This window comes from Megasphaera sp. UPII 135-E (genome assembly GCF_000221545.1).
Taxonomy (GTDB): domain Bacteria; phylum Bacillota; class Negativicutes; order Veillonellales; family Megasphaeraceae; genus Megasphaera; species Megasphaera hutchinsoni.
In genome coordinates this window covers 1-20,257 of the sequence record NZ_AFUG01000048.1, presented here as the reverse complement: position 1 = coordinate 20,257, position 20,257 = coordinate 1, and the positions used below count along the sequence as shown (strand labels likewise).

Genomic DNA, 20,257 nt, shown 5'->3' with positions numbered 1-20,257 from the left:
TTTGGGGAAAATTTTTTTCTATAAATAGAATCTAAATTTTTTATTCTTAAAGATATGAATGAAGTATATAGATATTATTCATACATTATAGTATAATAAAAATAGATTTTTCTGCGTTTATTATAAGCGTAAATAGAATATGGAGTGACTAAATGATGGAGCCAAGATGGTACGAATTGAAAGTAGCAGGACTTACACGAAAATTACAGATATTAAACATATCTGATACGATGGCAATTGCTAGTTTTGTTATTTTAGGAGATGTAGAATTAGTTGACAAGACAGCAAACGCATTGGTACAAAAAGTACCTAAAGATATAGATTATATTTTGACTGCGGAAACAAAAGGTATTCCATTAGCGGCAGAAATGGCAAAACAGTTAGGGCATAAACGGTATTTTGTGGCTCGTAAGTCTATTAAGGCGTATATGGATAATCCGATTAGTGTTGAAGACAATTCCATTACTACGAAAGGTAAACAAAATTTATATTTATCGAATAGTGATGTTCAGACGATTAAGGGAAAGCGCATTTTATTAGTCGATGATGTAATTAGTAGTGGAGGTTCAATGAGGGCGTTATGTGAATTAATGAATAAAGCTGGTGCAAAGGTAGTTGGTCAAGCAGCCATTTTAGCAGAAGGGGAAGCTGTGAATCGAGAAGATATTATTTATTTAGAACGGTTACCTTTATTTAATGCGAAATGATTCTTGACAGTTTTTTTTTCGTTGCGTATAATAATTTAGTAATTGAATAGTGGGATTCCAGTGGCGCTGGAAATCCTTGAAAAAGGGAAAGCTGTTGTACGCTGGTAGCGTAGAACGGCTTTGTTTTTTTTCAGATGATAGGTCTATAGGAGGCGTTATATGACAAATATTATTACTAAAGCATTTGTACAGGGATTACCTAAAGCGGAATTGCATTTGCACATAGAAGGAACGTTAGAGCCTGAATTGAAATTGCGATTGGCACAGAAAAACGGTGTTGATATAGGGCAAAATACGATTGAAGAAGTTCGTGCTTCTTATCAATATGATGATTTGGCTTCTTTCTTAGCGGTATATTATCCAGCGATGCAAGTATTACGCACAGAAGAGGATTTTTATGAATTAGCGATGGCTTATATTGATAAAGCAGTGGAAAATTCGGTGCGGCATGCGGAAATTTTCTTTGATCCGCAAGCACATATGAGTCGTGGTGTCAGTTTTTCTACAGTTATTAATGGATTATATCAAGCGATCATAGATGGACGAGCAAAACATGTTGATGCACAGTTGATTATGTGTTTTTTACGAGATTGGTCGCGCTTATCAGCGTATGAAACATGGCAGGCATCTTTGCCGTATAGAGATCGAATAATTGGCATTGGCTTGGATTCGGATGAACATAATAATCCACCTCTTAAATTTTATCCTCAATTTGTTGAGGCAGAGCAGCAAGGGTTATATTTGACGGCTCATGCCGATATTGATCAAAAAGATTCGATATCGCATATTCGTGAATTAATAGAAGTGATTGGGGTATCGCGGATAGATCATGGCACAAATATAGTAGAAGATATGGATTTAGTGGAATATGCAGCGAAACATAATATTGGTTTTACAACTTGTCCGCTGTCAAATACATTTGTCCGCCCCGACATGAAGGGAAAAGAAGTGCTTACCTTATTGGAACACGGCGTCAAGGTTTCTCCACATTCTGATGATCCTGCTTATTTTGGAGGATATATTAGTGATAATTATTATGCTTTAGCGACACAATATAATTTGACACAGGAACAAGTGGTTCAATTAGCTAAAAATTCCTTTGCTGTTGCTTGGATTAGCGAAAAGCAAAAGGCGATTTATATGGAAGAAATTGATGCTTATGTTAAAGCATATAATAAATAATACGAGGTGATAAATATGAATCAACAATCTAATCAAGGGGTGTTAGAACGGTGGTTCCATTTATCGGAGAACCATACTACGGTTAAACGTGAGTGCCTAGCCGGCCTAACTGTTTTTGTCTCAATGGCCTATATTTTATTTGTTAATCCTAGTATTTTAGGCGCAGCGGGGATGGATAAGGGTGCTGTATTTACGGCAACAGCTATATCGGCAATTGCTGGCTGTTTATTGATGGGGATTTTAGCGAATTATCCTATCGGCATTGCTCCTGGTTTAGGTGATAATGCATTTTTTTCGTATTCCGTTGTGTTAGCAATGGGGATTCCTTGGCAAGATGCGATGGCAGGCGTGTTTGTTGCCTCTGTTTTATTTACGTTGGTATCGGTATTTAAATTACGGGAAATTATCATTGATGCGATTCCTCAAGATTTGAAATATGCGATGGCAGCAGGTATTGGTATTTTTATTTCTTTTGTAGGTCTTTCGGGTGGCGGACTAGTTGTATCTGATCCAGATGCATTGGTGGCGATTGGTTCTTTTTCGGTTCCGACTACGTGGTTGACTATTTTTGGGGTATTTGTTACGGCTGTTATGATGGCTAAAAAAATTCCAGGATCATTGTTTTATGGTATTGTTTTAACTGCGGCGGCAGGACTTATTACAGGTATTATTGCACCACCGGATCGTATTATTTCGATGGCCCCCAGTTTAACTCCTACGTTGGGTGTAAGTATTAAATATATTCCTGCCATTTTAGGAGATTTTCGTATGTGGGCGGTTGTAGTTGTATTTTTCTTGGTGGCCTTTTTTGATACGGCGGGTACGTTAATAGGATTAGCACAACAAGCTGGATTTATTCATGAGGGAAAAATGCCTAGAATTGGCAAGGCCTTGATGGCAGATTCCTTTTCTATGTTAGGCGGTGCTATTTTAGGTACGACTCCTACTTCGGCTTATGTGGAATCATCAGCAGGGATTGCTATGGGTGCACGTACGGGTTTGACGGCGGTAGTAGTGGCTATCTTATTTGCTTTTAGCATGGTTTTTTCTCCATTATTAGCGGTGGTTACGGCACAAGTTACGGCACCAGCTTTAATTATTGTTGGCGTATTGATGGCATCTTCTTTACGTGAAATTCATTGGGAACAATTTGAAGTAGCCTTCCCTTGTTTTATGATTATTGTTGGTATGCCGTTGACATTTAATATTTCTTACGGTATTGCTTTTGGCTTTTTGTTTTATCCGCTGTTAATGCTTGCGGTTGGACGAAAGAAAGAGTTAAATTGGTTAGTTTGGCTATTATTCATATTATTTTTATTATTGTTATATACATTGACATTATTGAAGGCATAAGGAGTTACTCATGATAACAACAGAATTGCTAGCTGAGTATATTGCCGCAGGTGCAGCTGAAATAAAAGCAGATGTGGCTCTTCTCGGCGGAACACTCATGAATGTTCATACGGGTGAGTATTATTTAGCAGATATTGCTATATATAAAGAAAAGATTGTTGCCGTTGAACCAGATATAAGCGAGTATATGGGCGAACATACGCGGTGTATTGATTGTAAGGGAAAATATATTGTACCAGGACTTATTGATTGCCATATCCATGTAGAATGCAGTAAAATGAGTATGACTCGTTTTGCACAAGCTGTTTTACCACATGGTACAACGAGTATTGTAAGTGGATTAGATGAATATATATCGGTTTTAGGTTTAGATGGATTGCAAGAAATTTTTCAGGAAATTGATGCATCACCATTAAAAGTGTTTTGGGGTCTTCCTTATAAGACACCGTATACAATTCCAACTTCGACAGTTGCTTATTCCGTGACGGCAAAGGATCATGAAAAATATCAAAAAGATCCGCGTTGTTTTGGTGTTTGGGAATTAGTGCGTGAAGCAGTGCAAACTAGAGATGAAGATACCCTTGCCGCATTGGTGGCTGCTATGAAACAGCATAAACCTATCTTTGGATGCAGTCCGTTGGCCCGAGGAAAAGATCTTAATCAATATTTGATGAGTGGTGTACGTGTGGATCATGAAAGTTATGATCATGAAGAGTTATTGGAAAAAGCACGTAAAGGCATACACACAATTATTCGAGAATCGGCAGTTACTAAATTTTTAAAAGAAAATATTCGTGCTATTACCGAGGGTGCTGCTGGGGTGGCACGACATACGAGTTTTTGTTCTGATGATGTGCACGCACGAGGAATATTAGAATATGGGCATATGGACCATTTGGTACGGTTGGCTATACAAGCTGGCGTAGCACCAATGACGGCGGTACAAATGGCAACGATTAATGCGGCACAAGCATATCATATTGATGACCGTGTAGGCACGATTGCACCAGGAAAAGAAGCGGATATTATTTTGGTAGATGAACCAGGAACATTTCATGTAGAAACAGTACTTAGCAAAGGTCGTATTGTTGTTGAAAAAGGAGTTTCGCAGATTGAGTATATACCACCGAAGCGCACTACTACTTTGGTGAATACTGTTTCTCATGCACCTGTACAAGCTGACGACTTTGCTTATCATGTAGATATTGCTAATGGTATAGCTACTATTGAAGCAATACATAGCGTAGGTCCTTTTATGCGGAAACGGCGTGATGTAGAATTGGTGGTTAAGGATGGCGTGATACAGGTAGATGCAAAAAAAGATGTAGCGTATGTATCGGTAATGGAACGGTATGGAAAAAATGGTAATATTTCTAAAGGATTTATTTCGGGATGGGAGTTAACTTGTGGTGCTATTGCTACTACGGCTTCACCTGATGATAATAATTTAGTTGTGGCGGGGATGAATCACGAAGACATGGCATTAGCAGCAAACACGCTAATACAAGCAGGCGGTGGTCAAGTGATAGTCGTAGATGGAGAAGTACTTTCTTTCTTGCCATTACCTATAGCTGGCATTGTATCTGATTTGGAACCGGAAGATTTAGCACAAAAAGAACGTGAATTGGATCAGATGACGAAATGTTTGGGTAGTACGTTACCAGATCCAATGTTTTATTTGTCATTTTTACCGATTACGGCAATTCCTGATTTAGCTATTACGGATGGCGGCAATGTGGATTATACGAAACTTTCATATTTTGATCCTGTGTTATCCTTAAAACAAGCTAAATAAAAAAATCTATATAGCCATAAGACAACCCTCACATATGATATGTGAGGGTTGTCTTATGGGTTATTTTTTTGTTGATGTTTCCATGGACAAAGATATATTTCTAGTTGGTCTAGTGTGATATATAAAGATAAGCCAATGAGCCCTAAGGTAATAATAGCAGCATACATTTCTTCATAATTGTGAATTTCCATGGCATTCATAATAAAATAACCGAGACCTTTATCAGAGGCAAACGTTTCGGTAATGAATAATAAGGCTAATGCAATGCCTAAACCTGTTCGTAATGAAGTTAAAATGGGGGATAGTGAAGCGGGCCATAATAGATGGCGAACGAGTTGCAGTGGAGTAGCACCGAAAGAACGTAAAATATCTATTTGAAAAGGGTCGATAGAACGAACCGCATCACGAATGATAACAGTTAAGTGAAAAAATAAAGTAAAAGAAATCAGAAAAATTTTTGTGGCATTGCCGATACCTAAAGCCAGCATGATTAGAGGCAGAAATATGACTTTGGGCATAGAATAAAAGAGGTATAGAAATGGCGAAAGTAGTTGGTTTCCGCGATGACTGAAACCGCTCCACATTCCAAGGGGAATAGAAAGTATAAAAGCGATAGCAATACCTAATAATAAGCGGTACATACTAGCAAAGATATGAGGCTGTAATAAAGGAGAAGACCAAAGCTGTAGCATCTGTATACCCACGTTATAGGGAGTGGGTAAGAGGGGGGTTTTTAAATAAAGGCTACTGATGTGCCATAGGGTGAGTAGTATACATAGGGTTACGATATAGGAGATAAGAGATTTACATCGTTTGTGAGAGGCGGGATGTTGTAAATCTGAATAATAAGGCATTTTAATATGCTCCTTTGGAAGTTAAATCAATTATTTTTTTGCCGAATAAAGTGGCATCGTTATGATCATGTGTAACAAGTATGAGTGTAGCTTGTGTAGTGGAGATATAGTGCTTTATTTCTTGCCGACAGATGCAAGCTGTCGTTTCATCTAATGCACTAAAAGGTTCGTCTAGTAATAATAAGGTAGGCGTACTTATTAAACTACGTACGATAGCGACACGCTGTTGTTGGCCACCTGATAATTCATGTGGATAGAATGTACTTAAATCGGTTAGGCCAAGAGCATGGTATAAGGGGATGAAATCTAAAGGGACATTTCCTTTCCCCCTTAATTGGAGGGGGAGTAAAATGTTTTCTCGTACAGTTTTCCATGGTAATAATCCATATTGCTGGAATACGATACTTATATCCGGATGAGGGTGTAGAAGAGGTTTATCTTTAAAATAAATATTTCCGGTTTGGGGTATATATAACCCACTCATTAATCGTAGTAAGGTTGTTTTTCCACAGCCAGACGCACCTATAATACTTAGATGTTCTTGTGGTTGTACCGTCAGATTGAAATGGTTGAAAATAGGCGTAGTACAATTAGGATACTGCCAACGTATATTTTGTAGGGAAAGAAGAGCATCCATATTAAGATACCTTTACCATTTCTTCATATGTATAAGGTATTGGCAATAATTTCTTTGCTACCATCCAACGCATTACTTGCTGGACCTCCTGTGGAGATGGCAAGGCATGAGGTGTAAAGGAAGGAGGATTATATGTATTGCTTATATCTTTAGGAATCCCCGCTTTTTGTAAGGCTAAGGCGCGATAGGCTGTTGGATTTTCGTTGATGTGTGTAATGGCTAGATGATATGCCGAAAGAAAACGGGACATGTCATTGGCATGTTGGGTTAGAATATTTTTTTTCATAATGATAACGGATTGAGAGTAATTTCCCTTTAATTTTGTATCGTCAATGACAATATGAGCTCCTTTTTGAACGGCATATGATGCTAATGGATCTGGTAAAATAGCAGCTTTTACATCTTTTCCTGCAAGTACGGCATCAACACGCAGTGAAAGATTGGGTAATTGAATGGTTTTGATTTTTGTTGAATCAAGATGCAACTCTTCTTCGTATTGATTGAGTAAATATTCCATCATAGTATTATGAGCAATTGCTACATTTCCTTTGTATAGATCAGTCGGTGTGTGTATGGTGCTATTGGGAGAACTTACAATTAGAAAACGGCCTTCTTTAGGGGTTGCACCTAGTGCCGTAGCAATGATACGAACGTCAGTACCACCTTTTTTTAATAGACTAGTTACAATCATATCGGTCATCATGCCATCAAGGGAACCTGATTCCATAGCTTTACGCTGATCAAGTGCACTGTTAAATTCAACGATTTGAACAGGAACACCCATTTCTTTAAATAGATTTTCGTGTTCAGCCACATATAAGGGAAGACTATCATGCACACGAAGTACACCTATTTTGTACGTGGTAGTAGGTGATGAAGTGGTAGGGCGACAGCCTGTAAGGATGAATGAACAAGAAAAAATAATACAGAATAAGAGGTAGATTAATTTTTTCATATAAAACTCCTTTATATTTCATTATGTTAATAGTATATTCTTATTATAATCATCTGCATGATGAATTTGAATTATTATTAATATGAAATATATTTATAAATAGACAAGCAAGAATAAAATTATTTTTGTAGAAAAATTTTTTGACAAGCAAGAAAAATTTTAATAGTATAGTAATAATAAACATATTAGGATATAAATGAAAATAACTTAGACAAAAATAAAATAGTATTACTGATAAGGATAAATTGATTACTTATAAATTAAAGGAGTGTGATTGACGTGGTCAAAAGTATAGCAGCAGCACATGCACGGGGAAAATATGCGGAGGATAGGATTTTTGGCGCGAATAACCGTGCTACTGCGTTGGCGGATGAGATAGGTGTAGATCGGGTCATTAATGGTACGGTAGGAGCTATTTTAGATGAGCAGGGACAATTAGTTATGTTAGATGTAGTGCAACAGGCGTATAAAGCACTTACACCACGCGAGATTGTGGCATATGCACCTATCCAAGGGTATTCTGAATACTTGGAAGATGTTATTACTCAATGCTTTGGTAATGCTAAGCCAGAGGGATATATTCGTGCTTGTGCAACTTCGGGTGGTTCAGGGGCATTACATCACGTTATTCACAATTATTCGCAATGGGGCGATGAAATTATCACAAGTGATTGGCATTGGGGTGCTTATGATTCTATGTGTCGGGACAATAATCGCTCATTACGTTGTTTTGAGTTGATTGATGAGAAAGGATTATTTTATTTTGAAGACTTTAAAAAGCAGGTGCAAGCAGTTAGTGAAAAGCAGGAAAATATTGTTATTATTATGAATTCACCGGCTAATAATCCAACTGGGTTTTCTCTTACCGCTGAAGATTGGGATAAGGTACTGGCCTTTTTAGGTGAGATGACTCGCCCTCCTTATAATAAAAACATTATTTTAGTTCCAGATGTAGCATATTTAGATTATAGCGGTGAGAAAGATGACTGTCGTAAATTTTTTACTAAATTTAGTCGTCTACCAGAACGATTACTCGTAGTTGTTGCGTATACATGTAGTAAAGGTTTTACCCTGTATGGACAACGGATTGGGGCGATGATTTGTGTTACTCCGAATAAAGACATTGCTGATGAATTTGTGGCTATTAATCAATATAGTAGTCGGGCTACTTGGTCTAATTCAAATTCTGCCGCGATGAAGGTAATGAGTGCGATTTGTCGAGATCCTAAAAAATTAAAGGCATTAGAAGCACAACGGCAGGTATATTTAGAATTAATTCGTGAACGGGCACATATATTTATTACGGAAGCGGATGCTTGTGGGCTTTCTTATGTGCCGTATGTTGCAGGATTTTTTATCACCTTACCAATGTCAAATGCACAAGCTGTTTGTGATGTCTTAGAAAAGGAACATATATTTTTGGTACCTCTAAAAAAAGGAATACGTGTTGCTGTCTGTTCTGTGTCGAAGAAAAAATTGATGGGGTTAGCGAGAAAAATAAAAGATGCAGCTATGGCGGTAGGGAACGCATAAGGAGAAGAACCTATCGATATATAAATATCGGTAGGTTTTTCTTTAGGTAAAAATATGATAAATTTATATAGACAGAAAGGATGATGTATTATGTTTAAAACAATAGGCATATGTGGTGCGGGTAATATGGGAAAAGCGATTATCAAAGGGTTGGTACAGTCGAAAGCAATAGCTCCAGAAAATATATTTGTATATGATATACATACTGATCATACGCAGTTATTAGCAGACCAATTGGGAATTCAAGCAGTAAATACACCGGCTCAATTAGCCTCGCATGTACAAGCCTTAATTATGGCGGTAAAACCACCGATAATACCGCATGTTATGACAGCGTTACGGAAAGCTGTCTTGGTTGATACGGTTATTATTTCTATTGCTGCAGGGGTTACATTGGCTCAACTAATGAAAGGATTTGAGGAAAAAACGAAGATTATTCGTGTCATGCCTAATACGCCGGCGATGGTAGGTGAAGGGATGGCGGCATTAGCTATTAATCAGTATATTACGGCAGAAGAACAAGATAATGCTTTAGCTATTTTTAGAAGTTTTGGTAAGGCTGAAATTGTAAAAGAAGAATTAATAGATGCTGTATGTGGTGTTAGCGGTAGTGGTCCAGCTTATGTGTACATGTTTATTGAAGCCTTAGCTGATGGGGCTGTGCATGAAGGTATGTCGAGGAATTTAGCATATACTTTTGCCGCACAGACGGTATTTGGTGCGGCTAAAATGGTACTTGAAACAGGAATGCATCCAGGCGTATTAAAAGATCAGGTTTGCTCTCCTGGTGGTACGACAATTGCAGCTGTTAAGTCATTGGAAACAAATGGTTTTCGTTCTGCGGCGATGGAAGCGGTTATTGTGGCGTCAGAAAAGAATAAAACGCTATAGTATACTATAATTGATTGGCCATTTTTAAATTAAAAGGGAAAAATAAAAAACAGTATATTTTATTTTTTATTGAAAAACGAAATATATTGAAATATTTTATTTAGGGTTACGAATATTTTGTAAAACAATAAAGCGGCATAACTAAATGTCATAGAAGTGAATTTTTTAATACAAATAACATATGAATGAAATGTCATAATGTAATTTACATGTTCTATTTAATAAGGTATAATAAAACGCGAAGGCAAGGGGAAGATGATCCATAATACGTATTATCGTATATAATCATCTCACGCTGTCTGAACTAATATATAGTTATGTATCGATATAAGCTAGTCATATGTATCAACAAAATTTATTATTGGAGGGATTCACTATGGCAAAAGGCACAGTATCACCTGAAATTATTGAACAACTTAAACAAATTGTTGGCGAAAAGTATGTATATACGGATAAAGAAAAATTGGAGCCGTATTCTCATGACGAAGTAACAGATCCACATTACATGAAAGAAGCACAAGTAGTAGTTCTTCCTGCTACAACGGAAGAAGTTTCTAAGGTTGTAAAATTATGCTATGACAATGACATTATCATGGTTCCACGTGCTGCTGGTACGGGTTTAGCAGCAGGCGCAGTTGCTATTTATGGCGGTGTTATTATTTCGATTGAACGTATGAATAAAATTTTGGAAATTGATACCCAAAACATGGTATGCGTTTGCGAACCAGGTGTTACAACATCTGTATTACAAGAAGAAGTTAAAAAAATCGGTCTCTTCTACGCAGGCGACCCCTGCAGTGGGGATTCTTGCTTTATCGGCGGTAACGTAGCTACTAATGCTGGCGGTAACCGTGCTGTAAAATATGGTGTAACACGTGAACAGGTTATGGGTCTTGAAGTTGTTACTCCGACTGGTGAAGTTGTTATGTTAGGCGGTAAATTCCGTAAAAATGCAACTGGCTACATGTTGATGCATTTATATATTGGTTCAGAAGGTACGTTAGGTATTGTTACGAAAGTAATCGTTCGCTTAGTAACTTTGCCAAAATATCAAATGGACTTATTAGCTGTATTTGATAACTTAGACGATGCTATTGCATTAACTCCGATTGTTATGAATGCAGGTATTACACCTACTTGTGTAGAATTTATGGATAATGCGTCTATTAAACAGGTAGAAATATTCTTGAATGAAAAATTACAACATTCCGACAATGGTAACTATATTATTATTCAGATTTCTGGAGATAGTGAAGATACGTTGGATGAACAATGTGAAATTATTGATGAACTTGCTCGTAAAAATAAGGCATTGGATGTATTGGTGGCAAACCCCGCTATTATTTGGAAGTCTCGTAAAGCGTATTTGGAAGCAGACCGTGCTCGTAGCTTAGTATTCTCGATGGAAGATATTGTTGTACCTTTAACAATGATTCCAGAAGCAGTACAACGTATTTCACGGTTGGCTGAAAAATATAACGTAGCAATGCATTGTGCTGGTCACTGCGGCGATGGGAACGTTCATATTGATATCTTGAAAGATGACAAGTCACAAGAAGAATGGAACGAAATGTTGCCTAAGATTCAAGGCGAAATCTATGCAATTGTTGTTGAATACGGTGGACGTCTTTCTGGCGAACACGGGATTGGCTATAAACGTCAAGCTTTGCTTGAAAAATACGGCAATCCTTTGGAATTGCGCTTGATGAAAGCTGTTAAGAAAGCATTGGATCCGAAGAACATTATGAATCCAGGAAAAGTTATTAGCATTAATGACGAAGTTCCAGTAGAATAAGAACTCTTATAAATGTAAAGCGGGCAGGGGATAATTCTTGCTCGCTTTATTTTTATTTGATATAAAATTTATTTTATTAGTTGCCATCTATACTTGACAACAAATTTATATATGTTATACTAAATAAGTCATTAGTCATGGGCCTATAGCTCAGCTGGTTAGAGCGCACGCCTGATAAGCGTGAGGTCGGTGGTTCAAGTCCACCTAGGCCCACCATGAATACCGTCTTTGCATTGCAAAGACGGTATTTTTATGTAATCGTGACTTTTTATCTTCTGTATGATATACTAACAACACTAATGGTTGATTGTCTTGAGGTGATAATATGAATATTATGGCATATATTGAAAGTATGCAGGTTGCAGCAGAAACGATGCCAGGTGATATTAAAAAATTGTGTGAAGAAGCAATTCGTTTTCATTATCGAGGAATTATTGTAAATTCTATGTATACATCTTATGCAAAAAGTTTAATCACATCTCAGCCGATAGAACTTATCGCTACAGTAGGCTATCCGTTAGGTGCAATGGCATTGACGGCTAAAGCAGAAGAATGTGCATATGCTATCTCTCATGGTGCTGATAGCATTGAAATGGTAATTGCAGTTGGTCGTGCGAAGTGTGGTGAATGGGATTATGTTACGGAAGATATGCGGCGGGTGGTAAAAAATGCCGCAGGTCATCCTGTATGTGCTGTTGTAGAAACGGGATTGCTGAATGCATATGAAACTGCACGAGTATGTCGTATGGCTGCTAATGCGGGAATTTCAGCCGTGCGTACGTCTACTCAATTTTCACAGACGGTTCCACAAGTAGATGATGTTTTGTTGTTAAGTAAAGCGAGTGAAGGCAAATTAGCCGTAAAAGTTGGCGGCAAGGTGGATGATTATGAGTTAGCAAAACAACTGATTGATGTTGGGGCAATATGTTTATCTACGATTGAAGGGAAACAGTTAGTTCGGGCAGCGGTGGCTGAGGCAGAAGCTGCAGGATTATATAAAGGATGGGATGAAACGAATCCGTTTGAAAATATGACGGAACAAGAGTTATTTTACTATTTACAGCAGCAACAAGCAGAGGAGAAAAAATCATGACCATAGAAGGTCATGATTTTTTTTCTTGTATATGATATAATGTAAAAATGTGAGAGCAGATAAAACTAATATAGGATGATTCAGTAAAATAGAAATATCTATACATTAGTTTTAGTAGGGGACGGAGCAAGGAGGCTTTTATGGAGGATAGTGAATTAGCGTTGCAGCAATTAGCCCAGTGTATACGTGCAAAACGGGAAGAACAAAAAGTACCCGCTATAAAAACGCAGGATACCGGCTTAGAAATATTGGGTGAAGCACAAACAAAGGATTGCTTTGTGGGTATGTTAGCTAGTGGAAGCCAGGGAAATTGTGCGTTTATTCGGTGTGGTAAAACGAAAGTTTTAATTGATGTAGGGATTAGTAGCCGTAGGATTATTCAGGGGTTGAAACGCTATGGATATACGGTGGATGATATTGATGCAGTATTTTTAACACATGAACACGCTGATCATGTAAAAGGATTAGCCACTTTGCTCAAAAGATCCAAGATGCCCATTTATACTACGGCAGAAACATGGAGTGTATTAGATTCAGCTATTACAACACACCGTAATCGATTTATGCCGCTGATGAAAACAACAGGGGTAAAAGATATTAAGGTAGTTCCTTTTTCTATTTCACATGATGCAATACGACCGGTTGGGTATTCTGTGTATTTTGGCCATACAAAGATTACGTTAGCAACGGATTTAGGCATGTTAACGCCAGTTGTTCAAGACAATGCAGCGTATTCCGATATTTTAATTTTGGAAGCGAATCATGATGAACAAATGGTGAGAAGTGGACCATATCCATATCATTTGCGTCAACGGATATTAGGGCAACAAGGGCATTTATCCAATGGAACAGCTGGACGCTTTTTGAGGGGGATACCGGCACAGGGCTTAATGAAAGTTATTTTGGCACATAGAAGTGAACACAATAATACACCTACATTAGCAATACAAACCATTCGTAAGGTCTTATCACAAGGTGGCAAAGTAATGGGGCAAGATATTGTATTACGATTGGCCAGTCAACATGGTGCTGTTGGTATGAAAGCAGCAGTGGTAAAGAAGGATAGAGGAGATGTATATGATAAAATATAAACGCACTATATTGGCATGTTTAGGTATTCTATTTATTTTCATAGGCAGTATTGGAGGTTTTTATTGGCGTGAGATTTATGATTATAGCACTGCTGGGTCAATAAATAGAAATAGCATCGTAGCGACAGCTGAACAATCTATACAACATAGTAAACAGACGCCTATTGTACAAGCAGTAAAGCAAGTTGAACCGGCTGTTGTAGGGATTACTACTAGAGTATATAATCAAGATCCTTTTGATGGGGCAGTATCGATTCGAGAAGGCGTTGGTTCGGGGATTATTTTTTCTCAAGATGGATATATTGTTACGAATGCTCATGTAGTAGGTAGGGCACGTAAAGTAATGGTATCATTGTCTGATGGTAAAACCTATGAGGGGAGAGTTGTGGGGAAAGATACATTGACTGATTTGGCAGTGGTAAAAATTAAGGCGAAACACTTACCCGTGGCTACTTTGGGTGATAGTGATGCTTTGCAGGTTGGAGAAACGGCAATTGCTATTGGTAATCCCTTGGGACTAGAATTTCAAGGAACAGTTACAACGGGGGTGATTAGTTCTGTTCATCGTACAGTTGGCACGTTAGGCGAAACATTTCAATTAATTCAAACTGATGCAGCGATTAATCCGGGTAATTCTGGAGGGGCATTAGTAGATGTAACAGGAAAAGTTATTGGTATTAATAGTGCTAAAATTGCGAAAGAAGGTATTGAAGGACTGGGGTTTGCGATTCCTATAAATGGGGCACGTCCGATTATTCAAGCTTTAATTAAAAATGGTAGAGTACAACGACCTTATTTAGGTTTTATTGGTGTTGATTATGAAATGGCTACGCGTGGTGGGCTACAATTGCCAATAAAAGGGATATTAGTATATCGTACGATCGCACATTCTAGGGATATTCAAGTGGGTGATATTATGACTGCTATAGATGATCAGCGTGTAGACAAGATGAGTCAAGTACAGCGAATTTTACAAAAACATCATATTGGTGAACGTGTTAAAATTACTGTATATCGTGAAGGAACATACTTATCTATGCTAGTTCAATTAGCTGAAATGCCAATACAGGAGTAATTATGAAGTATCATATTATAACGATTGGGAAGATTAAAGAAAAATATATTACGCTAGGTATAGATGAATTTTTAAAGCGCCTAAAACCATATGTTCATGTGACAATGACTTCGTTTTCAGAAGAAAAAATGCCGGATCGCCCTTCTTTGGCTGAACGAGTTAGGATATTAGATAAAGAAGGCGAAAAAATGGTTCGAGCTATTAAAGATAATTCCTATGTGTATGCACTGGATGTACAAGGAGAGCTGATATCTTCTGAACAATTAGCATTGCAATTAGGGGAGCTTACTGTAGGTGGAAATAGTGATTTTACCTTTATTATTGGGGGACCTTTTGGCTTATCTGATAAAGTGAGACAACGTGCAGATAGGTGTATTTCTTTTGGTCGAATAACACTTACCCATCAAATGATTCGACTGCTTTTAGTAGAACAATTATATCGAGCTCACAAAATACAGCGGCACGAACCGTATCATTGGTAAAAAATAAAAAGGATTTTTATATAGTTTGGTATAATGTTATTAATAGAGATATATTTTTTAGATAGACAAAGAGGTGGTTATCATGCAAAAACGAACAGCAGCAGACATTATGGAAAAAGTGTTTATTTCGGCTAGTATAGACACAACTGTATTTGATTTAGTTCATTATTTTGTAAAAAGTAAAGTTTCGGCTATTCCTATTGTAGATGAGGACCAAGTGTTGGTAGGTATTGTTACGGATGCAGATTTGTTGTATAAAAAAATAAAGCCTCATGTACCTCATTATGTTAACTTATTAGGTGCTAGTATTTATTATAGCGGAATTAGCAAGTATAATAGAGGATTTAAAAAATTAATGGCTTGTACTGCGGGTGATATGATGACGAAAGATGTTATTATCGCCTCACCTGATGCTGATGTAGAACAATTAGCTGGTGTTATGGTGGCAGAACATTTAAAAGTTATACCTATTGTTAAAGATAAACGCGTCATTGGTATTGTGACACGTTATCATATTTTGGATGAGTTATATAAAGAGTTTGGCGAAGAATAAAAAGATAAAAGAGCACTATAATGTATAAAAGACATTATAGTGCTCTTTTATTACTAAATAAAATAATGAAATGAATAATCATTATTGACAAATAGAAAATACACTGTTATCATAAACATGTCAGAGATGATATAGTTTTTGACATTTAATATAAAGGAGGTACATATTATGTCATTAATTAATAAAGAAGTTGCAGATTTTAAAGTACAAGCATATCAAAATGGAGAATTTAAAGAAATTTCTAAAAAAGATATATTAGGAAAATGGTCTGTTTTTGTTTTTTATCCAGCAGATTTTACTTTTGTATGCCCAACTGAATTAGAAGATTTAGCAGGGTTATATAGTAAGTTCCAAGCTATTAATTGTGAAGTATTTAGTGTATCTTGCGATAGCCATTTTGTACATAAAGCATGGCATGAAACATCGACAGCAGTTGGCAAGGTAACGTATCCAATGTTAGGTGATCCTCGTGCAGTATTAGCTAAAGATTTTGAAGTATATATTGAAAGTGAAGGAATGGCAGAACGGGGATCATTTATTGTTAATCCTGAAGGAAAAATTGTTGCTTACGAAGTAAATGCTGGTAGTGTGGGGCGTAACGCAGAAGAATTATTGCGTAAAGTAGAAGCATCTCAATTTGTAGCAGAACACGGCGATCAAGTGTGCCCAGCGAAATGGAAACCAGGTGAAAATACATTGAAACCTAGCTTTGATTTAGTTGGTAAGCTCTAAGAAATGGAGCGATTGTCATGAATACAGATCAAATGTATGACCTCGTTATTATTGGTGGTGGCCCAGCCGGTTTAACTGCTGCTATTTACGCAGCACGTGCACGAGGAAAAGTGTTAGTCATTGAAAAAGGCGAAATCGGCGGACAAATTACGGAAGCTGGTGCTTTGGTCAACTATCCTGGCGTACCGAATACAACGGGTAAAGAAGTAACGGAATTAATGCATGCTCAAGCATTATCATTTGGAGCACAGTGGCTAGAAACAGAAGTTACAGGTTTAGAATTAGAGGGCGATATTAAAGTAGTACATACGAAACAAGGAGACTATCAGTCTTTAGCTGTTATTTTAGCTACAGGTGCCAACCCACAAAGCGTTGGATTTAAAGGCGAAAAAGAATTTCGTGGACGTGGCGTTGCATATTGTGCTACTTGTGATGGCGAATTTTTTACAGGAAAAGATATTTTTGTTGTCGGCTCAGGTGCAGCAGCAATAGACGAAAGTATCTTTTTGACTAAATATGCTAAGTCTATTACCATTTTGGTAAAAAAACCTAAATTTGATTGTGACCCAGCATTAGTAGAAGAGTTAAAAGAATACCCTATGATTTCTGTACATTACACATCGGAAATAGTACAGGCTGGGGGTGACGATGGCATTTTACGTTATGCTGAGTTTAAAAATAGAAAAGAAGGAACAACATGGCGTTATGATGCACCTCAGGGCGATACGTTTGGCATTTTTGTGTTTGCCGGGCATCAGCCTAATGCTGTTTTATTTGGTGAATCGGTTAAATTAGATCCAAAGGGATATGTTATTACTGATTTAGAACAAAAAACAAGTGTAGATGGTGTGTATGCAGCTGGTGATTTGTGCGTAAAAACATTACGTCAAGTTGTAACTGCAACGGCTGATGGTGCAATTGCAGCAACATCTTCATTGAAATATTGTGGTATCATGCACAAAAAATTAAATTTGCCTAAATTTCCGCAGACGCCTGTACATCCCGTGGCGCCAAAGTCAACAGAAGAAACGACAATTCGTAATGAGGCAGCTGGATCCTTCTTAACAGATGAAATTCGTGATCAATTAAAACCTATTTTAGAAAAATTTGACCATACAGTTATACTGAAATTACATGTCAATGATCATCCTTTAACGAAAGAAGTAAAAGAAGCGGTACAGGAATTGGCTGTATTAAGTGCACATATAAAAGTACAAGAAGAAACATTAGCTGCATCGGAAGTACCTTACATTTCGTTAGCAAAAGAGGATGGTACTTTAACCGGTATTGCGTTTCACGGAGTTCCTAGTGGACATGAGTTTAATTCATTCATATTAGCGATGTATAACGTTGCTGGACCAGGTCAAGCATTGGATGAAGAAACCAAGCGGGGGTTAGAAGAATTAAAGAAAACGGATAAACAATTTGATATTAAGATCCTTGTATCCTTATCTTGCACGATGTGCCCGGCAGTAGTACAAGAAACGCAACGATTAGCGGCGATTGCTGATAATATTAAAGCGGAAATGTTTGACTTACAACATTTTCCTGAATTAAAAGATAAATATCGTATCATGAGTGTACCGTGCATGGTTATTAATGATAACGCAGTTTATTTTGGCAAAAAGACGATGAATGAGATTATTCATATTTTAAAAGAAATATAAGATAGAACGCATTAAAAGACAAGAAAGAATGAAGCACAATGCATTTCTTTCTTGTTTTTTTGTGCACTGCTCATGGTGCTCTTCGTTTTTACTTTATGACTATACAATAAATACATGTATGATATAATAATGGTATTGTTTTGTACTATGCAAAAATAACGGTATGATTAGATATAAAGGAGGAACCATGAATCAAAAAGAGCTTGTTATAGTTGTTGATTTTGGAGGACAATATAATCAATTGATTGCTCGGCGTGTACGAGAAAATCATGTATATTGTGAAGTATTCCCTTATTATAAGGCGTTAGATAAAATTAAAGAAATGAAACCGCAGGGAATTATTTTTACGGGTGGACCAGCAAGTGTATATGAAGATAAAGCACCAAAAATAGAAAAAGAAATATTTTCATTAGGAATTCCTATTTTAGGCCTTTGTTATGGCATGCAATTTATGGCCCACACACTAGGTGGAAATGTAAAACAAGCGAATACACGAGAATTTGGTAAAACGGAAATTCATGTTCAAACGACAAGTTCTTTGTTTCATGGTTTAACGGAAACACAAACTGTATGGATGAGTCATCAGGATTATGTAGCTGAACTTCCTGATGGATTTGAAATGGTTGCGTCATCTTTGAATTGTCCTATTGCTGCAATGGAAAATAAGGAAAAACAATTGTATGCGATGCAATACCATCCAGAAGTGTTGCATTCGGAACATGGAAAGGAAATGTTGCATAATTTCTTATTTGAAATATGTCGGTGTAAGGGACAATGGACGATGGCTAATTATGCAAAAACAGCTATTGAAGATATTCGCCGTATTGTTGGGGCAGGAAAAGTAGTCTTGGCCTTATCAGGAGGAGTGGATAGTTCTGTTGCAGCAGCATTGATTTCTCAAGCGGTAGGCAAACAATTAACCTGTATTTTTGTAGATCATGGATTGATGCGCAAAAATGAAGGAGATGAAGTAGAACAAGCTTTTCAACATTCCGGTATGAATTTTATTCGGATTGATGCATCGCAGCGTTTTTTGCAAAAATTGGCACATGTGGTAGAACCAGAAGAAAAACGAAAAATTATTGGAGAAGAATTTATTCGCGTATTTGAAGAAGAAGGACGGAAAATTGGTTCGGTTGATTATTTGGCACAAGGAACAATTTATCCAGACGTAATCGAATCAGGTACAGGCGATGCAGCTGTCATCAAGAGTCATCATAATGTGGGGGGACTACCTGCAGTAATTGACTTTAAAGGCCTTATTGAACCCTTACGAAACCTCTTTAAAGATGAAGTACGAGAATTAGGAAGTGAATTGGGATTACCGGATTATCTTGTTTGGCGACAACCTTTCCCCGGTCCAGGATTGGCTATTCGTGTGATGGGAGAAATAACGGAAGAAAAATTGGCAATTCTTCGTGATGCTGATGCTATTTTTAGAGAAGAAATCCATAAAGCTGGGTTAGAACGAGATATTAATCAATATTTTGCTGTATTGACGGCTAATCGAACCGTTGGTGTTATGGGGGATTTTCGTACCTATGACTATACTTTAGCTTTGCGTGGTGTTACGACTACGGATTTCATGACTGCAGATTGGGCACGTATTCCTTATGATGTATTAGACGCTGTATCTGTAAGAATTGTTAATGAAGTTAATCATATCAATCGTATTGTGTATGATATTACCAGTAAACCACCAGCTACGATCGAATGGGAGTAGTTAAAAACAGGCTCTAAAGCCTTGTAAATAGCCATTTTGTGATTGGTGTGCTTGCGAAATGCTTGCAAATTTTAGAAATTGGTCACCTGAAGAGTAATTCTTTGGGTGATTTTTTTGTATTTAAAAATGCTACAGGAAG

Annotated in this window: 18 protein-coding genes and 1 tRNA gene; 16 read left to right on the top strand and 3 right to left on the bottom strand. The window is 37.2% G+C overall.

Going from position 1 to position 20,257, the window contains the following annotated elements:
- The first annotated feature begins 152 nt into the window (after window positions 1–152).
- The 4 genes from HMPREF1040_RS07195 to HMPREF1040_RS07180 all read left to right on the top strand — a co-directional run bounded on the left by HMPREF1040_RS07195 (window position 153) and on the right by HMPREF1040_RS07180 (window position 5,037).
- Window positions 153–707, top strand: coding sequence for a phosphoribosyltransferase family protein (locus HMPREF1040_RS07195; RefSeq protein WP_007393268.1), 555 nt, complete (start codon window positions 153–155; stop codon window positions 705–707).
- A 159-nt stretch (window positions 708–866) separates the two neighbouring features.
- Window positions 867–1,889: an adenosine deaminase gene (add, locus tag HMPREF1040_RS07190; protein WP_007393271.1), complete on the top strand. Its 1,023-nt coding sequence runs from the start codon at window positions 867–869 to the stop codon at window positions 1,887–1,889.
- A 15-nt stretch (window positions 1,890–1,904) separates the two neighbouring features.
- Window positions 1,905–3,242, top strand: coding sequence for an NCS2 family permease (locus HMPREF1040_RS07185; RefSeq protein WP_007393273.1), 1,338 nt, complete (start codon window positions 1,905–1,907; stop codon window positions 3,240–3,242).
- Window positions 3,243–3,252: 10 nt separating this feature from the next.
- On the top strand, window positions 3,253–5,037 hold the full coding sequence (locus HMPREF1040_RS07180; protein ID WP_007393264.1) for an adenine deaminase C-terminal domain-containing protein: 1,785 nt from the start codon (window positions 3,253–3,255) through the stop codon (window positions 5,035–5,037).
- Window positions 5,038–5,090: 53 nt separating this feature from the next.
- Here HMPREF1040_RS07180 and HMPREF1040_RS07175 read toward each other — a convergent pair whose 3' ends face one another.
- The 3 genes from HMPREF1040_RS07175 to HMPREF1040_RS07165 all read right to left on the bottom strand — a co-directional run bounded on the left by HMPREF1040_RS07175 (window position 5,091) and on the right by HMPREF1040_RS07165 (window position 7,483).
- Entirely contained in the window at window positions 5,091–5,729 is a 639-nt protein-coding gene (locus HMPREF1040_RS07175) for an ABC transporter permease (RefSeq protein ID WP_036257931.1), read from the bottom strand.
- A gap of 163 nt (window positions 5,730–5,892) precedes the next feature.
- Window positions 5,893–6,528, bottom strand: coding sequence for an ABC transporter ATP-binding protein (locus tag HMPREF1040_RS07170; protein WP_007393275.1), 636 nt, complete (start codon window positions 6,526–6,528; stop codon window positions 5,893–5,895).
- A 1-nt stretch (window position 6,529) separates the two neighbouring features.
- Complete coding sequence (locus HMPREF1040_RS07165) at window positions 6,530–7,483, bottom strand: ABC transporter substrate-binding protein (RefSeq protein ID WP_007393267.1); 954 nt, start codon at window positions 7,481–7,483, stop codon at window positions 6,530–6,532.
- Window positions 7,484–7,762: 279 nt separating this feature from the next.
- On the opposite strand from HMPREF1040_RS07165, the gene HMPREF1040_RS07160 reads away from it, so the two are divergent.
- The 12 genes from HMPREF1040_RS07160 to guaA all read left to right on the top strand — a co-directional run bounded on the left by HMPREF1040_RS07160 (window position 7,763) and on the right by guaA (window position 20,118).
- Window positions 7,763–9,016, top strand: coding sequence for an aminotransferase class I/II-fold pyridoxal phosphate-dependent enzyme (locus tag HMPREF1040_RS07160; protein ID WP_007393277.1), 1,254 nt, complete (start codon window positions 7,763–7,765; stop codon window positions 9,014–9,016).
- Between the two features lie 90 nt (window positions 9,017–9,106).
- The gene (proC, locus tag HMPREF1040_RS07155) at window positions 9,107–9,907 is read left to right on the top strand and encodes a pyrroline-5-carboxylate reductase (protein ID WP_007393281.1); all 801 of its coding nucleotides are present in this window, start codon (window positions 9,107–9,109) and stop codon (window positions 9,905–9,907) included.
- A 376-nt stretch (window positions 9,908–10,283) separates the two neighbouring features.
- Window positions 10,284–11,702 (top strand): FAD-binding oxidoreductase, encoded by a 1,419-nt coding sequence (locus HMPREF1040_RS07150; protein WP_007393266.1) that lies wholly within the window; start codon window positions 10,284–10,286, stop codon window positions 11,700–11,702.
- Window positions 11,703–11,841: 139 nt separating this feature from the next.
- A tRNA-Ile gene (locus HMPREF1040_RS07145) sits at window positions 11,842–11,918 on the top strand.
- Between the two features lie 109 nt (window positions 11,919–12,027).
- Window positions 12,028–12,795 carry a deoxyribose-phosphate aldolase gene (deoC, locus tag HMPREF1040_RS07140; RefSeq protein WP_007393285.1) on the top strand — a complete coding sequence of 256 codons (768 nt, stop codon included), beginning with the start codon at window positions 12,028–12,030 and terminating at the stop codon, window positions 12,793–12,795.
- A gap of 140 nt (window positions 12,796–12,935) precedes the next feature.
- Entirely contained in the window at window positions 12,936–13,886 is a 951-nt protein-coding gene (locus HMPREF1040_RS07135; protein WP_007393287.1) for an MBL fold metallo-hydrolase, read from the top strand.
- The gene (locus tag HMPREF1040_RS07130) at window positions 13,873–14,961 is read left to right on the top strand and encodes a S1C family serine protease (RefSeq protein ID WP_007393289.1); all 1,089 of its coding nucleotides are present in this window, start codon (window positions 13,873–13,875) and stop codon (window positions 14,959–14,961) included. Before HMPREF1040_RS07135 ends, HMPREF1040_RS07130 begins: the two co-directional genes overlap by 14 nt.
- 2 nt (window positions 14,962–14,963) lie before the next feature.
- Complete coding sequence (gene rlmH / locus HMPREF1040_RS07125; protein WP_007393290.1) at window positions 14,964–15,443, top strand: 23S rRNA (pseudouridine(1915)-N(3))-methyltransferase RlmH; 480 nt, start codon at window positions 14,964–14,966, stop codon at window positions 15,441–15,443.
- 82 nt (window positions 15,444–15,525) lie between these two features.
- The gene (locus HMPREF1040_RS07120) at window positions 15,526–15,996 is read left to right on the top strand and encodes a CBS domain-containing protein (protein ID WP_007393288.1); all 471 of its coding nucleotides are present in this window, start codon (window positions 15,526–15,528) and stop codon (window positions 15,994–15,996) included.
- Between the two features lie 168 nt (window positions 15,997–16,164).
- Window positions 16,165–16,728 (top strand): alkyl hydroperoxide reductase subunit C, encoded by a 564-nt coding sequence (gene ahpC, locus HMPREF1040_RS07115; RefSeq protein ID WP_007393276.1) that lies wholly within the window; start codon window positions 16,165–16,167, stop codon window positions 16,726–16,728.
- A 17-nt stretch (window positions 16,729–16,745) separates the two neighbouring features.
- On the top strand, window positions 16,746–18,395 hold the full coding sequence (locus tag HMPREF1040_RS07110) for an FAD-dependent oxidoreductase (protein WP_007393265.1): 1,650 nt from the start codon (window positions 16,746–16,748) through the stop codon (window positions 18,393–18,395).
- 187 nt (window positions 18,396–18,582) lie between these two features.
- Window positions 18,583–20,118, top strand: a complete 1,536-nt coding sequence (gene guaA, locus HMPREF1040_RS07105) for a glutamine-hydrolyzing GMP synthase (RefSeq protein ID WP_007393272.1) — start codon at window positions 18,583–18,585, stop codon at window positions 20,116–20,118.
- Window positions 20,119–20,257 lie beyond the last annotated feature (139 nt).